Origin of the sequence: Microbacterium sp. cf046 (assembly GCF_900114345.1) — a bacterium.
Classification (GTDB): Bacteria; Actinomycetota; Actinomycetes; order Actinomycetales; family Microbacteriaceae; genus Microbacterium.
Genome location: NZ_FOZJ01000003.1, coordinates 369,678 through 384,145 on the forward strand (window position 1 = coordinate 369,678; position 14,468 = coordinate 384,145).

Consider the following 14,468-nt stretch of genomic DNA (forward strand, 5'->3'; position numbering starts at 1 on the left):
TTCAAGCTCTGCTCGTCGCCGGAACCAGCACCTGTGCTTTGGTTCGCCGTCGGCGAGCCTCCACCCAGGTGAGTCTCTGCCCTGCGTCCGTCGGCCCTGTGTCATCCGCGACGGCCCAGCCGCCGGACCGCACTCGTGGCGCATCGCCCCGCACGACACTCGTGAACCGAGTAGCCGATTCAGCTCGGCCGGGTGCGAGTGCGGCTGCCCCAAAGGCGGCGAGAGCGATCACCAGCGTTCCTTGCAGGAGCTGCGGTTCGGATTCCTCGGTAGGCTCGCCGTCCGGTCCGATAGTGATCTCGGTGTAGTCGAAGGGGGCGTTCACGCGCGCGTCGAAGGGGAATGCGTAGCCCTCGGCGCCGAAGGACACTCCTGCGTCCATCTCTTCGAATGAGGGCGCGGCGAGGGCCTCGTCGTCGGTGAGATCGAAGAACTGCGCCGGCGCGAACTGCTCACGAACAGGCGTCGCATCCTGGGCGTTCGGGCCGATAGTGGCTGAGGTGATGGCGAAGCGGCGGTCTCCCGACGGGACGGATCCGCCGAGGCGGTCGATATCCCGCTCGAGATTGAGCGGCACGACACCTTGGCGAACGGAGAGCGTCCCGAGAGGATGGAGCAGCACCTCGCCAGGGCGATCATCCCGTCGCACGGTCACCATTAGCTGTCCGGCGCGCGGAGGCTCCGACTGCCAATTGGTCGGATCGTTCAGGGTTCTCCGGAGCTCGCCGATCGCGTCGACTTGCGGCATGGTGATCGTGCCCTCGGTGTCGACCAGCGTCTTCTCGAAGCTGACGCTGAAGTCGCACCAGAGGATCTCAAAGGTCGCCTTGCCCTGGATCCGCAACGGCAACGGTCCTTCGACTTCGCCGTTGACCGTGACGGAGAAGAGGTTGCGGGAGCCGCGCTTCAGTTGCACCTTCGCGCGGAACTCGGCCAGGAAGTGAGGCGGGAACAAGTGGATCAGTACGTCGAACCCGACGGCGCCGGAGATGCTGAAGCCGCACGCAGCGGCGTAGAGGGAGGCTTCGGCGCCGAATTGGACGGTGTTGGCTGTGACCCCAAGGTAGGCCTGGCAGATGAGCTTCGGATTGTCGCCCGCCGTGAGCGCGACCGTGATCGGCTTGAGCGCAGGGAAGCCCGCCGGTATTCGGAAGTCCGGGTGGAATCCGCCGACAGCCAAGGCAAAGCCAACTGAACCCCGGACTCGGCGCAGCGCGGCCGACCCGGTCAGGGGGAAGCGGCCGCAGAGCTTCGAGTCGACCAGCACGGCATCCAGTGAGGCAGTGCCTTCGCTCGGGTCGAAGACGCCGACCGCGTCGAGGTTGAGCTGAATCGCGCGGATCCGGTCGTCGGGCAGGATCGAGCTGACCCGGCCTAGCACGATCAGTCGGTTAGAGACGGCGCCGCCACCCTGGAAGATGAGCGCCAGATCGAGAGTGATCTTGGGTGGCCGTCCGAAGGTCATGCGGACGAGTACGCCGATCAGGTAGCTATCCCGCCGCGCGGGGAAGAAGCTCGCCAGTGGAGCGAGGATCTCAGGTGCGTGACGCACCGGATCGGCGGGAAACAGCAGGTGCTTGAGTTGACCGGTCGGTAGGGCGGCACGCACAGCGTTCTCGTCGAAGGTGCGATCCGAGGCGTACAGAACACCCAGCCCGTCGATGGTGACCGGGCCGACCTGCCAGTTCAGCCCCTCGACGGTGGCGATGACGATGAATGAGGACGCCTTCGCTCCGTCGGGGTCGCGGGTGGCGATGAGTGCGATCGCCTTCAGTATAAGTCGCTTCCAGAGCCGCACTGCAAAGACCCCGAAGTAGGTTCCTGTACGTGGGTCGTGGAAGAGAACGCCGCCTCCTGACACGATGTCCGTGTCCACGTTGATGGTGACCGCGCGCGGGAAGGCGACGTCGAGGTGTGCATCGAGGAACCGCAGGTTGCGTTCGGAGCGCGGAACGCTGTTGTCGATCAGGAGGGCCAGGCCGAGTTGGTCGAGGCGGAAGTAGACCGGTCCGATTTGGGCGCTGAAGGAGATGACTGTCTCGGCGGTGTAGATGTCGGCGCTCGCGCTGGCCCCCGAGGGCGCCTCGGCTATTCGCAGACTGACCTCATGAATCGTCACCGGTCCGATCCGCCGGCTGAGCGGGACCGTCGCCGCCAGCAGGGTGCTCCCGCCGTCGCCGCCGAGTGGGGAATTCTCGGTGCCATCCGCGGATGACGTCGACTTCGGAATGCCACCCTCGATGAAGCGGCCGCGGCCGGTGGAGAGGCCGAACGTCACCGAAAACGGCAGTCGGATCGGGGTCCCACCGAGCAGGCGGGCGATAAGTCCGTCAGCATCCTTCGGGTCGACTATCAGCGCGGCGTTGGCGAGTTCGGCCCGCATCTCCGCCCCGGCCGTACCAAGCCGGAATGAGAAGCCCATCCGCGCGATCTCCAGCCGGATGCCGGTCGTGCGCGGCAAGACGAAGGACCGTCCCGTCGCCGGATCCGGCTGAGAGGTCCAGCCCATTGCGAGTTCGAAACTGGCTGCGCCGGCGGGTCCGCTCGCCGCGAAGGATAACGGGTCCAACCCGATCACGACCGCCGTGGTTCCGTCACTGCGTAACCGGAACGCAAATCGCCAGCGCTCGGTAATCTTCGCGTCGAGGTCCTGCGACCCGCCGAATGCGAGGAAGACCCTCAGCCCTTGATCGTCGACCGGCACAAGAGCGAACGTGGCTTGAGCTCGGGACGACAGGTCCGGTTCGCCTTCGGGCTGCTCTACATCGTGAACGATGGAGATTGACGTCATCTGGCCCGAGATCACGTCGGCTCGGGTGGGAAGGACCTCTGGCTCGCCGACCGAGGCGTTGCCCATACCCGGTGCGTCCCACCCGGCGAGGACATCCCCAATCAGCGCGTAGTCTTCCTTCGCGTCAAGAATGGCCAACACTGCAGCCCCGAGCCGGGCGAGCCCGTTGACCGCCGCGTCGACCGGGATGCCTCCCGTTGTCGTGAGGTCACCGCCGGTCCCTGCAGGATCGGATCCCGTGGGGGCGAGATCTCTCAGCGTCTTGCCTGGATCGATCAGGAAGTGGAGCGCTGCAAGCGCGGCGTCCCATAGCCGGACAGCATCATTGGTCCCAGCCCCATACGACGACGAGACCTCATGGACGACGGACAGAAGTTCCGCTAACACAAACACTCGGAAGTGGCGCTGACGCACGTAGTTGGTGGCCAGCAGATCGAGCAGGGACTGACCGATCTGGTCAAGCTGATCGTCCGAGCCCCCCCACCACACCTCAACGTTGCTGGCGATCGCATCCAGCAGCGTCACGACATCGGTGAGCGCCTCGTAATCCGCCTCCGCATCAGGCTCGGGGCCCTCGGAGTACTCACGTAGCTTCTTGACCGTGCCCTCCGGTAACTGGATGCTCCCGTTCGCTCGGCCGGGGTCCCCGCCCAGATCGCTGATCAGCGCCGAACGCGTGACGTCCTCACTCAACGACTCAGCCGCGAAGGCTAGGAAATCGACGACCTTCGCAACCAGAGCCTGGAACCACGAGCGCTCGCTCATGCCGGGCCGCCCGGCTGTTCGATCTTGCCTAGCCTTGCTCGACGGTCGATGACGCGGGCGCGGAGCCGATCGGGCGGGGGTTCATCTTCTGGGCCCAACGGTGCTCGCTGGACTAGGTACGGCGCTGGCTCGGGGTCGTCTGTAGCGGTTGGGTCGTCCGGGTCGACAAACGCGGTGTACACCTCATGGACCGCGTCCATGGTGCCGTCGGGATGGGGTTCGAATCGGCAGAGCCCGAAGTTGCTACGAAATAGGATCTGGCGCGCGTTTCGTAGGTGGCCAAGGGCGTGCTGGTGGCGCACCGCAATCGCCTGATAGGCGTCGATCAGCCGTTCGGGATCGGAAAGTTGGGCCTCGATCTGCTCCTCGTCCAGCGCCAGCGGTCGCATCGGCTCAGGTCGCAATTCATCCGGCCGCTGATCGAGGAGCGGTGTCAGCCGCCATCGCCAATCTGGCAGTTGCGCTGGATTAAGCCGCGTCGTCTCTGTTGCATCGACGGCCGGCTGGTTCTCTGGGGTTTCATCGGGCCATCCCCAGGATGGCACGAGCACCGGAGTGCGCGCCAACTTCGCGCGAAGCCCCGGCGTCAGGGCATCGGTGCCGAGGCCATCAGGCAGGACGACCATATCGTCCTTCGGTTCTGCCCAGGCCAGCCGCTCGGTGCCCAGGTTGGCCCGGAGTAGTTGCTGCGCGAACCCGAGGCTTTGAGAGGCGGCAGCGATGTTGGAGGGCATCACGTTCTTGAACCCGCTTGAAACGAACTGGGCGATACGTGCGGGTTGGTTTGTTGCGCCCGACCAATAGCTCATCAAAGTTCCGGATGCGTTGTGGACGTCTCCCGACAGAAGGACAACCCGCTGGTAGGTCGCGAGCCGAGCCAACAGCGCTTCAAATGTCACAGGGTCCGCCGCCCAAGACTCGATCGCGTCCGGGTCAGTGCCGATCATCCCCCGATGACCCGTTCGGCTGTTCGGCGTCACCACTGATTTGGAGCTGAGGCTGTCCTTGAGGTCGTATGCCCGGTAGGTCAACGGCGCAATCACGTCATCAAGTACGGGTGGGCCGAGCACCACGAGCGGAGCGACTACGACAAGAATTTCCTGCCCGGCGCGCAAGGGGGGCGGCGGAATTTGGTCGAGCATGGCTTCGATCGAGACGTTGCCGGGCGGACCCAGCCGCGACCCGTAACTTCGCCGGGTGCGGTTATCGAGCACCAGTACGCGGTGCTTCGGCCCGTCGACCATGAAGTCCCAGCGGATGGGAGGCGTTACGGGGCTGTAGCGTCCGTCGAGCCGTTCGACGTTTAACTGATCGTGACCGAATAGCTCCGCGCAACGATCGTATGGTCCAGTCTTCGGGCCGCGAAGATCAGGACCATCTGGGAACAGCGCCTCCATCACGCCAAGTAGCTCTGCGCGGAGCCCTCGGTCGTACCGCCGTGGATCGTTTCCCCAGTCTTGGAACAACGCATATGCGATCATCGCGTTGGTCATCACGGCGTGGCCTAGCGCCGTCTTGAGCACTCGTTCACGCCATAAGGGGTTCAGGAAGAGGTCGTCGGTGACGTCATGGTCGTCAAGGATCATGTATGTAGGCACATTCGCAAGTACTCGCTGGACCTTCGCTAGGCCCGCTCGGAACTCTTTCAGGATCCGGTGGCTCCTGCGCAGACCCTTCTGCCTCTTCGCTTCATCCTTCTGCTTCTGTTCCTCGGTCTCCGGCTTTTCGTCCGTCTCCTCTACGAACAAGTCGCCAGCTATCTCGGCGGGGGCGGCGAGCGGAGGAAGGGTGATCACTGAGCCAGGTCTGACCTCATCGGTCCAAAGCAGTTGGTGCTTATCTGCCGTCTCGCCATCCTGGAGCGTCGCGTCCGGGATCTCGTCGCCCCAGCACGCGGGACTCCAGCTCAAGAGATACGTGGCGGCGAACTCACCGACCGAGAGGAGGTGGTTGACGCCGTCCGTCGTGGTCAATTGCGCAGCGCGCTGTACTAAGTCAAGTCGCCAGAGTGCCGGGAAATGCTCTCGATCTATGGGGAGTAATCGGCGTCCTGCAACCGGCTCCTCGTAGGCGGCCAATGGGTGCTCAGCGTTGAAGTCGACGTCGGCCCTGCGGCTACGGATGTGATCCACCGGAATCCGTTCGCGCGAGGTGTCAATTTCGCGTCCGTCGGACAACGTCTTCATTGTCCCGATGAGTTCGCGGCCCAGCTCGATGATCCGCAACATTTGGAGGGTCTCAACGTCGTCGGCGTAGATTTGGTCACCGCCGAGGAACAACTCGTGCGGCCGGGCCCGGGGGTCCCGCCACGTATCGTCCTTCGCGAGCAGATCATCGATCCATACCATCGCGTCGGGGTCGCCGTGGCCGGGCTTGCGGCACGAGCCGTACACAACCCTGAGATCTCCCATAGCCGACGGACACGGCGCGAAGCTTGGGAGCTGGTTGGGCTTATAGCCGAGTGGTGCAATCAGCGCCTCTCGGGCTTCCGTTTTGGGTTCGAGCAACCCGAGGGACTTGAGTGTGTGGACTCCAGCCCGCGGGCCGTTCGAAACCTTGAAGGTGAGGTCGTACGAATAGAGTGAGTCAGAAGCGAATTGTTTACCCGACGTCTCAGCGAGACGGATGGTCGCGACGGTGAGGTACAACCGGTCGCCAACCCGCAAGGTTTCCTCGCCGTCGTCCCCGATCAGTCGTTCACCCGCGTCGTCAACGCTGTTCGCGAAGGAACCGGGTGTGCCCGCCGCGACGAGGCCCTCCCACACGGAGAGTCTGACGGAAGCCATTTCGCTGAGCGCGACCCATACCGCGACGAGGTTTGGCTCGACCCGGCGGAGAATCGGCCCCGCGAGCAAGAGTGGCAAATCCAAGATGGCCTCCGACGAGTGGAGGCCGGCAGGTCGCTTTACCCGTCGGCAACGGTGGCCAACACAATACGGCGCATCGGCCGCGGAATCCAGACCTCAACAGAGCCGTGGATGGTCCGGGGGCGAGTACGCGCAGACGCCGTCGCCAGCTCGGGGCGCTCTGATGGGCTTCGCGCGGACCCTTGCCGCCGGACAGACCTGCCGGGTGCGCGTGGTGGCAGCCTCGACGGGAGAAACGAGAACCGTTCACGAGGACGCGAGCGTTCTCTTCGAGGCCCCCAACTGGAACGCCGGCAACGAGCTCATCCTCAACGGCGACGGAGTGCTGTGGCGGATGCCGGCCGACGGCTCGCGGCCGCCGACCCAGATCGTGCACGACGGACTCCCCGAACTGAACAACGACCACGTTCTCGCGCCCGACGGAACCACGATCTACGTGTCGGCCAACGACGGGCACCTCTACACGGCGCCCCTCGCCGGCGGAACTACCCGCCGGGTGACTCGCGACGGCGCCGGTCACTGGCACTTCCTCCACGGCGTCAGCCCCGACGGCGCACAGCTCGCCTACGTCGCCCTGAACCCGGATGACGGGTGGGACAGTGGCACCGTGCACACCGTCGGCATCGACGGGGACCACGACGCCGCGATCACCCACGGCCGGGGAACCGATGACGGTCCGGAGTACTCTCCCGACGGCCGGTGGCTGTACTTCAACACCGAACGATTCTCGTCCCTGCCCGGCCACGCGCAGATCGCCCGCATGCGTCCCGATGGAACCGGTCTCGAGCAGCTCACGTTCGACGACCGGGTCAACTGGTTCCCGCACTTCGACCCCACCGGCACACGCGCGGTCTACCTCAGTTTCCCCACCGGAACGATCGGCCACCCCGCCGACCTGAACGTCGAGCTTCGGCTTGTCGACCTCGACGCCGACATCGGCGCATGGTCGTCGGCATCCACTGTCGCCGAACTGTTCGGCGGCCAGGGCACGATCAACGTGAACAGCTGGTCGCCGAACGGAGAGCATTTCGCCTACGTCGACTACCCGATGCCAAGCCGCACAACGGAGGCCACCTGATGACCGCCAACCCCCAATCCGCGCCGCTCATCGCGGACCTCGAACGCGAAGAGCAGGAGCTGATATTCGACAGGTTTGACCACGGCGACGCATGGCGACTCGGGTCGACGATCACCGAACTGGCGCGGGATGCCGGTCACGCCGTCGGCATTGACATCCGCCGACCCGGCCTCATCCTCTTCCGGTCCGCCCTTCCAGGCATCACGCCCGACCAGGAGACATGGATCACCCGTAAAGCGGCACTGGTGCTGCGGATGGAGGCCAGCAGCGCGCTCGTCGATGCACGGCTGAGTGCTGCCGGCATCGATCCCTCCGCAATCGGGTGGCTCGGGCAAGAGTACGCGGTCACCGGAGGCTCCTTCCCGATTCGCGTGCGAGGAGTCGGCGTGGTGGCCGCCGCCACCGCGTCGGGTCTCTCGTCCAAGCAAGATCATGATCTGGTCGTCGCCGGCATCCGTCGCTTCCTTGAGAAAGAGTCTGAGTCGTTCGTAACTGCAGTGCGAGAAAAGAGATAGAAGGTACGTGTCGCCATCAGCTCCACTACCGGAACGCCTTAACCCGTCACTCTCGGATCAGCGAGCGAGAAGCTCGTGCATGACCTGGCGACCGGCTGTGCATACTGGTGGAGTGCGCGACCTGGATGCGGATGACCGGGAGCTGAGGTCCTTGCGCGAACGCGTCTACGGGCCGGCGTCCTCACTCCCCGCGAGCCACGTCGATCTGGAGCGGCTGCGTCAGCTCGAGCGGGAACGGATCGTGTCGTCGCTCTCCTCAGAGGAAGACGTTCCCGATGCGGTGAGCACGGCGCACTCGGCCGACAGTGCCCGGCAAGCGGCCGATCCACACCGTCCGTCGGTACGTGAGCGGCAAGCCCCAGAACCACCGCGGCGCGCGTGGCGCGCGCGCTCGATCGTCGTCGCGGGTGGCGTCCTGCTCGTCATCATTGGTTATGCATGGGGAGCGACCGCCACGGTGCCCCACATCAGCGGACCGCTGCCGGAGTTCGACCGAGCGCAGACCGGCGAAGACCGACTGCCTGTGGCTGCGACCGCTGGGGTCATCCCCGCATCCAGTCGCTTCGTCGCGCGCGTCGATGGCTTCGACGTGTTCCTGGCGCGACAGGACGGCGGGCAAGGTGTGTGCGTCGTCAGCTACCTGGCCGGAACGAACCAGGCATTCTTGAGCACCACGTGCGGCAGCGGCAGTGGCGGCGGACTGCTCGCCCCGGTGACGAGGAATCTGGATGTCGCCATCGGCGATCTCGAATCGCCGCCGCCCGACGGTGATGCGCTCCGGCTCTCCGAGAGTGTCACGGCGTACCGACGTTGAGACATCGATAGGGGCACTGCTGACACGCAGCGCGGGTTACCCTCGACGTATGACTGATCCTGAGACCCGCCGCGAACGTGTATCTCCGACACGAGTCGGGATCTGGGTGGTCGTGTCAGCGGTGGGGCTCTACATGGTCGTGTCCGGGCTGATCGGCGTCTTTTCCGGCGGCGCCTAGCCCGCTTTTCCGTCTGCGGTCGGGCGAGCTTCGCCCCGTGCCGGCCCGGGTGCGAGGTCGGACAGGCCGAGCAGAAAGCGCACGATCTCCAGCTGTGGACCCTCGAGAACCGGTCCTCGTCCGAATTCCCAATCGGCGTCCGTCGCGCGTATCGCGTGTCCGGCGACCACGGCCCTGCGTTCGAGCGGGGCAGAGGTGGCCATGTACAGCGCGACGGCGCCCAGCGTGAGGTCGGCAAGTCGTGGCGCTTCACCCAGTCGATCCGCCAGCACGATGACGGCGCGGGTCGCATGGACGAGCGCGCTGGTTCGGCGGCGCTTCCCGGTGCGCACCGCAGAAGCCAAGTCCATCAGATCGGCGACGACGAACTCAGAGCCGATCTCTGTCCCCAGGCGGGCATCGCGGACGAAGTCCGCCGCGAGGCGGTCTGCTCGCTCCGAACCGGCGGCGGCGGTCAATCGCGCCGCTTCATCGATCACCGCGGCGGTCGCGAGGCGACGATCGCTCGTCACCGCCGATTCGTCGTCGCGCGGTCTGTTGCTCAAGGGTAGGAACCTCGCGTAGTCCACCATGCGAGTCTAGGCATGTGACAACGTGTGACAACCGTGCGCGCGGTCGATCGATGTTCGATCGCGTGTGACTGTCACATCCGGGCGCCGTGAAACAGGGCGGAGGGACGTGCATAATTGACCCGAGCGGATGTGACCGTACACATCCCACGTAGGGAAACAACGGGGATGGACGACGAGCCGACGAACCGCAGGCCGAGCATCCGCGATGTGGCGCGACTCGCAGATGTCTCGTATCAGACCGTTTCGCGAGTGCTCAACAACCACCCGAGCGTGCGGCCCGAAACTCGCCGGCGCATCGTCGAAGTCATGGAGCAGTTGCAGTACCGCCCGAATCTCGCCGCTCGCGCATTGGTCACGAGCCGATCGCAGACGATAGGAATCCTGGCCGCGGGCAGTTCGATGTACGGGCCGGCGTCGAGCATCGCCGCGATCGAGGAGGCGGCCCGCTCGCGGGGATACTGGGTGAGCACGGCCAACATCGACCCTTCGGATCCGGAGTCGATTCCCGCCGGCCTTGCGCATCTGATGGCACAGTCGATCGAGGGGCTGGTCGTCATCGCACCGCAGGTGCGGGTATTCCGGGTGCTCGCATCGCTGGCGTTGGACATCCCCTACGTCACACTGCAGTCGACCGACCTCGACCCCGGCCACACGCTGTCGGTCGATCAGATCGCAGGCGCTCGACTGGCGACAAAACACCTGATCAGCCTCGGACACCGACAGATCTACCACCTGGCCGGTCCCCAGGACTGGATCGAGGCCGAGGCCCGCATGAGAGGCTTTCTCGACGAGATGGGGGCGAGCGACATCCCGACGACCGCTCCCATCCTGGGCGACTGGACCGCCGAGTTCGGATACTACGCAGGACGCGAGCTGCTCGGAGTTCCGGACTTCACGGCGATCTTCGCGTCGAACGATCAGATGGCGCTCGGCCTGATGCACGCGATCCGCGACGAGGGGCTGGACGTCCCCCGCGACATCAGCATCGTCGGCTTCGACGACATTCCCGAAGCTGCGCACTTCTGGCCGCCGCTCACGACCGTTCGTCAGGACTTCTCGGAGCTGGGTCGGCGCTGCGTCGAGCTCCTCCTCGGTCACGATGACGCCGGCGGCATCCGAGCCGCGGCGACCATCGAGCCCCAACTCGTCGTACGTGGATCGACGGGGGTCGTTCGCTGGGCCTGACCGTCCGTTACCAAGCCGAGACCATTCGAGGTTGACACTCACGTCCACCGCCTGGCTATAGTGATGCGATGTGAACGGTCACACGCCGTCACGCGGTTTCCGACGAAGGGCAGCTGCAGTGGTGCAGGGCAGGGATGGCGAGGTCCGCGAGCGGTATGTGACCGGGGTCAAGACCGAGGTGGCGGTCGCCCGCGTCCGCGCCGATGTCGCCGCTCTGCACGCCGACCTGGTCCGCTTCGGTCTGGTGACCTGGACCGGCGGCAACGTGTCAGGGCGTGTCGGTGGCGCCGACCTCTTCGTCATCAAGCCTTCGGGTGTGTCCTACGACGAGCTCGCTCCCGAGAACATGATCCTGTGCGACCTCGACGGCAATGTCGTCTCCGACACTCCGGGAAGCGAACGCGCACCGTCGAGCGACGCCGTTGCGCACGCTTACGTGTATCGCAACATGCCCGAGGTCGGCGGCGTCGTGCACACCCACTCGACCTACGCGGTGGCATGGGCAGCGCGGGGCGAGGAGATCCCCTGCGTCATCACCGCGATGGCCGACGAGTTCGGCGGTCCTGTGCCCGTCGGTCCATTCGCGACCAGCGGGGACGACTCGATCGGTCGTGGGATCGTCGAGACGCTGACCGGGCACCGCTCGCCTGCCGTGCTGATGCAGAATCACGGTCCGTTCACGATCGGTGCGACGGCCAAGGATGCCGTGAAATCGGCGGTCATGCTCGAGGACGTCGCGCGCACCGTCCACATCGCGAAGCAGGGCGGACCACTCATCCCGATCGCGGCAGATGCGATCGACCGGCTGCACAGCCGGTACCAGAACTCCTACGGACAAACCGTGGGTGGCCGTCGAGACACCTGACGGCTGGTTCCTACAACTGAATATCGCTGCATCACCAGACAACGACGTCCCAGGAAAGGACACACAGTGAAAGGCAAGAAGTTCGTTCTCGCCGCGATCGCGGCGGGCGCGCTGATGCTTTCAGCATGCTCGGGGGGGACCGGCGACTCCGGCTCGGGCGACGGTGGCGGAGACGGCGGCCTCATCGGCGTCGCGATGCCCACCAAGAGCTCCGAGCGCTGGATCCAGGACGGCGACGCCGTCAAGGCCGAGCTCGAGGCTGCCGGGTACACCGTCGACCTGCAGTACGCGGAGGACGACATCCCCACCCAGGTCTCGCAGATCGAGAACATGATCACCAAGGGCGCCGAGGCGCTCATCATCGCCTCGATCGACGGCACCACGCTGTCGGAGGTCCTGCAGACCGCCGCGGATGCCGACATCCCGGTCATCGCCTACGACCGCCTGATCAAGGGCACCGAGAACGTCGACTACTACGCGACGTTCGACAACTTCCTCGTCGGCCAGCAGCAGGCGTGGACCCTCCTGAACGGCCTCGGCCTCACGGAGCTCGACGGCACGCCGATCGCGGACGCTCCTGAGGGTCCGTTCAACATCGAGCTGTTCGCCGGCTCGCTCGACGACAACAACGCGTTCTTCTTCTTCAACGGCGCCATGGACGTGCTCCAGCCGCTGATCGACGACGGCACGCTGGTCGTCAAGTCGGGTCAGACCGACATCGAGCAGGCCGCCACGCTGCGCTGGGACGGCGAGACCGCCCAGAGCCGCATGGAAGATCTCCTCACGGCGAACTACTCCGACGGCACGCAGGTCGACGCGGTGCTGAGCCCGTACGACGGCATCTCGCGCGGCATCATCTCGGCACTCACCGACGCGGGCTACTCCGTCGGCGACGAGTGGCCGATCATCTCGGGCCAGGACGCCGAGGTCGACTCGGTCAAGGCGATCCTCTCGGGCGAGCAGTTCGCGACGATCTTCAAGGACACGCGTGAGCTCGCGAAGGTCGCGGCCGGAATGGCGATCGCGCTCCTGAACGGCGATGAGGTGGAAGTCAACGACACCGACACGTACGACAACGACGTGAAGGTCGTTCCGTCCTACCTGCTGGCACCCGTGCCGGTCATCAAGGACAACGTCGAGTCGGCCCTCGTCGACACCGGCTACTGGACCGCAGACGAGCTCGGCCTCTAGGTCGTACGGCAACACCCGCTGATCCGACGATGGCGGCGGGGGCGACAACCCCCGCCGTCATCGTTCCAGTACGCTCCCCCTGTCAGCCCACGAGGAAGTCGGAACGTGACGAACAACATTCTCGAGATGCGCGGCATCACCAAGACCTTTCCCGGCGTGAAGGCGCTGGCGAACGTCAACTTCGAGGTCGAGCGCGGCCAGATCCACGCCATCTGCGGCGAGAACGGCGCCGGCAAGTCGACGCTGATGAAGGTGCTCTCGGGCGTCTACCCGCACGGCACGTATGACGGCGACATCGTCTTCGAGGGCGAGGAGGTCGCCTTCAAGAGCCTGCGCGACAGCGAGGCCAAAGGCATCGTCATCATCCATCAGGAACTGGCCCTCAGTCCTTATCTCTCGATCGCCGAGAACATCTTCCTCAACAACGAGCGCACGCGTGGCGGTCTGATCGACTGGAACAAGACGAACTTCGAGGCGGCATCGCTGCTCAAGCGTGTCGGGCTCAAAGAGAACCCCACGACAGTCATCAACCAGCTCGGCGTCGGCAAGCAGCAGCTCGTCGAGATCGCCAAGGCGCTGTCGAAGGAAGTGAAGCTGCTGATCCTCGACGAGCCGACCGCTGCGCTCAACGACGAGGACTCCGACCACCTGCTCGATCTGATCCTCAGCCTGAAGGCCGAAGGGATCACGTCGATCATCATCAGTCACAAGCTCAACGAGATCAAGAAGGTCGCCGACACGGTGACGGTCATCCGCGACGGCAAGACCATCGAGACGATCGCGAAGTCCGACGTGACCGAGGACCGGATCATCAAGGACATGGTCGGACGCGATCTCGAGCATCGCTACCCCGACCACGAGCCCCACATCGGCGAGGAGCTTCTGCGCGTCGAGGACTGGACGGCCCATCACCCTCAGGACGCATCCCGGGTCATGGTCGACAACGTGTCGATCAATGTCCGAGCCGGCGAGATCGTCGGCATCGCGGGCCTCATGGGCGCCGGCCGCACCGAGTTCGCCATGAGCCTGTTCGGCCACAGCTACGGCTCGCGCATCTCGGGGAAGGTCTTCATGCGCGGCAAGGAGATCAAGACCCGGACCGTCGCGGAGGCGATCGAGAACGGCATCGCCTACGCGACCGAGGACCGCAAGACCTTCGGGCTCAACCTCATCGAGGACATCAAGCGCAACATCTCGATGGCCTCGCTGGAGAAGCTCACCAAGGGCGGACTGGTCGACGACAACGAGGAGTACAAGGTCGCCAACGAGTACCGCCGCGACCTCAACATCAAGGCGCCGAACGTGCTGGTGAAGACCGGAAAGCTCTCGGGCGGCAACCAGCAGAAGGTCGTGCTGTCGAAGTGGATCTACTCCGACCCCGACGTGCTGATCCTCGATGAGCCGACCCGTGGCATCGACGTCGGCGCCAAGTACGAGATCTACACGATCATCAACAGGCTCGCGGCATCCGGCAAGGGGATCATCGTGATCTCGTCGGAGCTGCCCGAGCTTCTGGGCATCTCCGACCGGGTGTATGCGCTCTCCGAAGGGCGTATCACCGGTGAGCTGCCGGTCGAAGAAGCAACCCCCGAATCCGTCCTCAAGCTGATGACCATGGAGAAGCCGCGCTGACGCGGCGCCAGGAGA

The 14,468-nt window shown here is 65.1% G+C and carries 11 protein-coding genes; 8 read left to right on the forward strand and 3 right to left on the reverse strand.

All coding sequences use genetic code 11. The annotated features are described in order from the left end of the window. Window position 1: 1 nt before the first annotated feature. Both BM349_RS14165 and BM349_RS14170 read right to left on the reverse strand, forming a co-directional pair. Window positions 2-3,556, reverse strand: coding sequence for a DUF6603 domain-containing protein (locus tag BM349_RS14165; protein WP_091707556.1), 3,555 nt, complete (start codon window positions 3,554-3,556; stop codon window positions 2-4). Further along, complete coding sequence (locus BM349_RS14170; protein WP_139230934.1) at window positions 3,553-6,426, reverse strand: metallophosphoesterase family protein; 2,874 nt, start codon at window positions 6,424-6,426, stop codon at window positions 3,553-3,555. Before BM349_RS14170 ends, BM349_RS14165 begins: the two co-directional genes overlap by 4 nt. A 160-nt stretch (window positions 6,427-6,586) precedes the next feature. On the opposite strand from BM349_RS14170, the gene BM349_RS14175 reads away from it, so the two are divergent. The 4 genes from BM349_RS14175 (at window position 6,587) to BM349_RS19050 (ending at window position 9,008) form a co-directional block, all read left to right on the forward strand. After that, window positions 6,587-7,501, forward strand: coding sequence for a TolB family protein (locus BM349_RS14175; RefSeq protein ID WP_091707558.1), 915 nt, complete (start codon window positions 6,587-6,589; stop codon window positions 7,499-7,501). Next, the gene (locus tag BM349_RS14180; protein WP_091707559.1) at window positions 7,501-8,016 is read left to right on the forward strand and encodes a heme-degrading domain-containing protein; all 516 of its coding nucleotides are present in this window, start codon (window positions 7,501-7,503) and stop codon (window positions 8,014-8,016) included. Before BM349_RS14175 ends, BM349_RS14180 begins: the two co-directional genes overlap by 1 nt. Before the next feature lie 79 nt (window positions 8,017-8,095). After that, window positions 8,096-8,830 (forward strand): hypothetical protein, encoded by a 735-nt coding sequence (locus tag BM349_RS14185; RefSeq protein ID WP_139230935.1) that lies wholly within the window; start codon window positions 8,096-8,098, stop codon window positions 8,828-8,830. A gap of 49 nt (window positions 8,831-8,879) precedes the next feature. Beyond that, window positions 8,880-9,008, forward strand: a complete 129-nt coding sequence (locus tag BM349_RS19050) for a hypothetical protein (RefSeq protein ID WP_302848256.1) — start codon at window positions 8,880-8,882, stop codon at window positions 9,006-9,008. Here BM349_RS19050 and BM349_RS14190 read toward each other — a convergent pair. After that, the gene (locus BM349_RS14190) at window positions 9,005-9,553 is read right to left on the reverse strand and encodes a hypothetical protein (protein WP_139230936.1); all 549 of its coding nucleotides are present in this window, start codon (window positions 9,551-9,553) and stop codon (window positions 9,005-9,007) included. The genes BM349_RS19050 and BM349_RS14190 overlap by 4 nt on opposite strands. A 192-nt stretch (window positions 9,554-9,745) precedes the next feature. Here BM349_RS14190 and BM349_RS14195 point away from each other — a divergent pair, with 192 nt between their 5' ends. The 4 genes from BM349_RS14195 (at window position 9,746) to mmsA (ending at window position 14,453) form a co-directional block, all read left to right on the forward strand. Next, window positions 9,746-10,765, forward strand: a complete 1,020-nt coding sequence (locus BM349_RS14195; RefSeq protein ID WP_091707562.1) for a LacI family DNA-binding transcriptional regulator — start codon at window positions 9,746-9,748, stop codon at window positions 10,763-10,765. A 157-nt stretch (window positions 10,766-10,922) separates the two neighbouring features. Further along, the gene (locus BM349_RS14200) at window positions 10,923-11,630 is read left to right on the forward strand and encodes an L-ribulose-5-phosphate 4-epimerase (RefSeq protein WP_091709345.1); all 708 of its coding nucleotides are present in this window, start codon (window positions 10,923-10,925) and stop codon (window positions 11,628-11,630) included. A 66-nt stretch (window positions 11,631-11,696) separates the two neighbouring features. Beyond that, window positions 11,697-12,821 (forward strand): multiple monosaccharide ABC transporter substrate-binding protein, encoded by a 1,125-nt coding sequence (chvE, locus tag BM349_RS14205; RefSeq protein ID WP_091707563.1) that lies wholly within the window; start codon window positions 11,697-11,699, stop codon window positions 12,819-12,821. A gap of 105 nt (window positions 12,822-12,926) precedes the next feature. After that, window positions 12,927-14,453, forward strand: coding sequence for a multiple monosaccharide ABC transporter ATP-binding protein (mmsA, locus tag BM349_RS14210; protein ID WP_091707564.1), 1,527 nt, complete (start codon window positions 12,927-12,929; stop codon window positions 14,451-14,453). Window positions 14,454-14,468 lie beyond the last annotated feature (15 nt).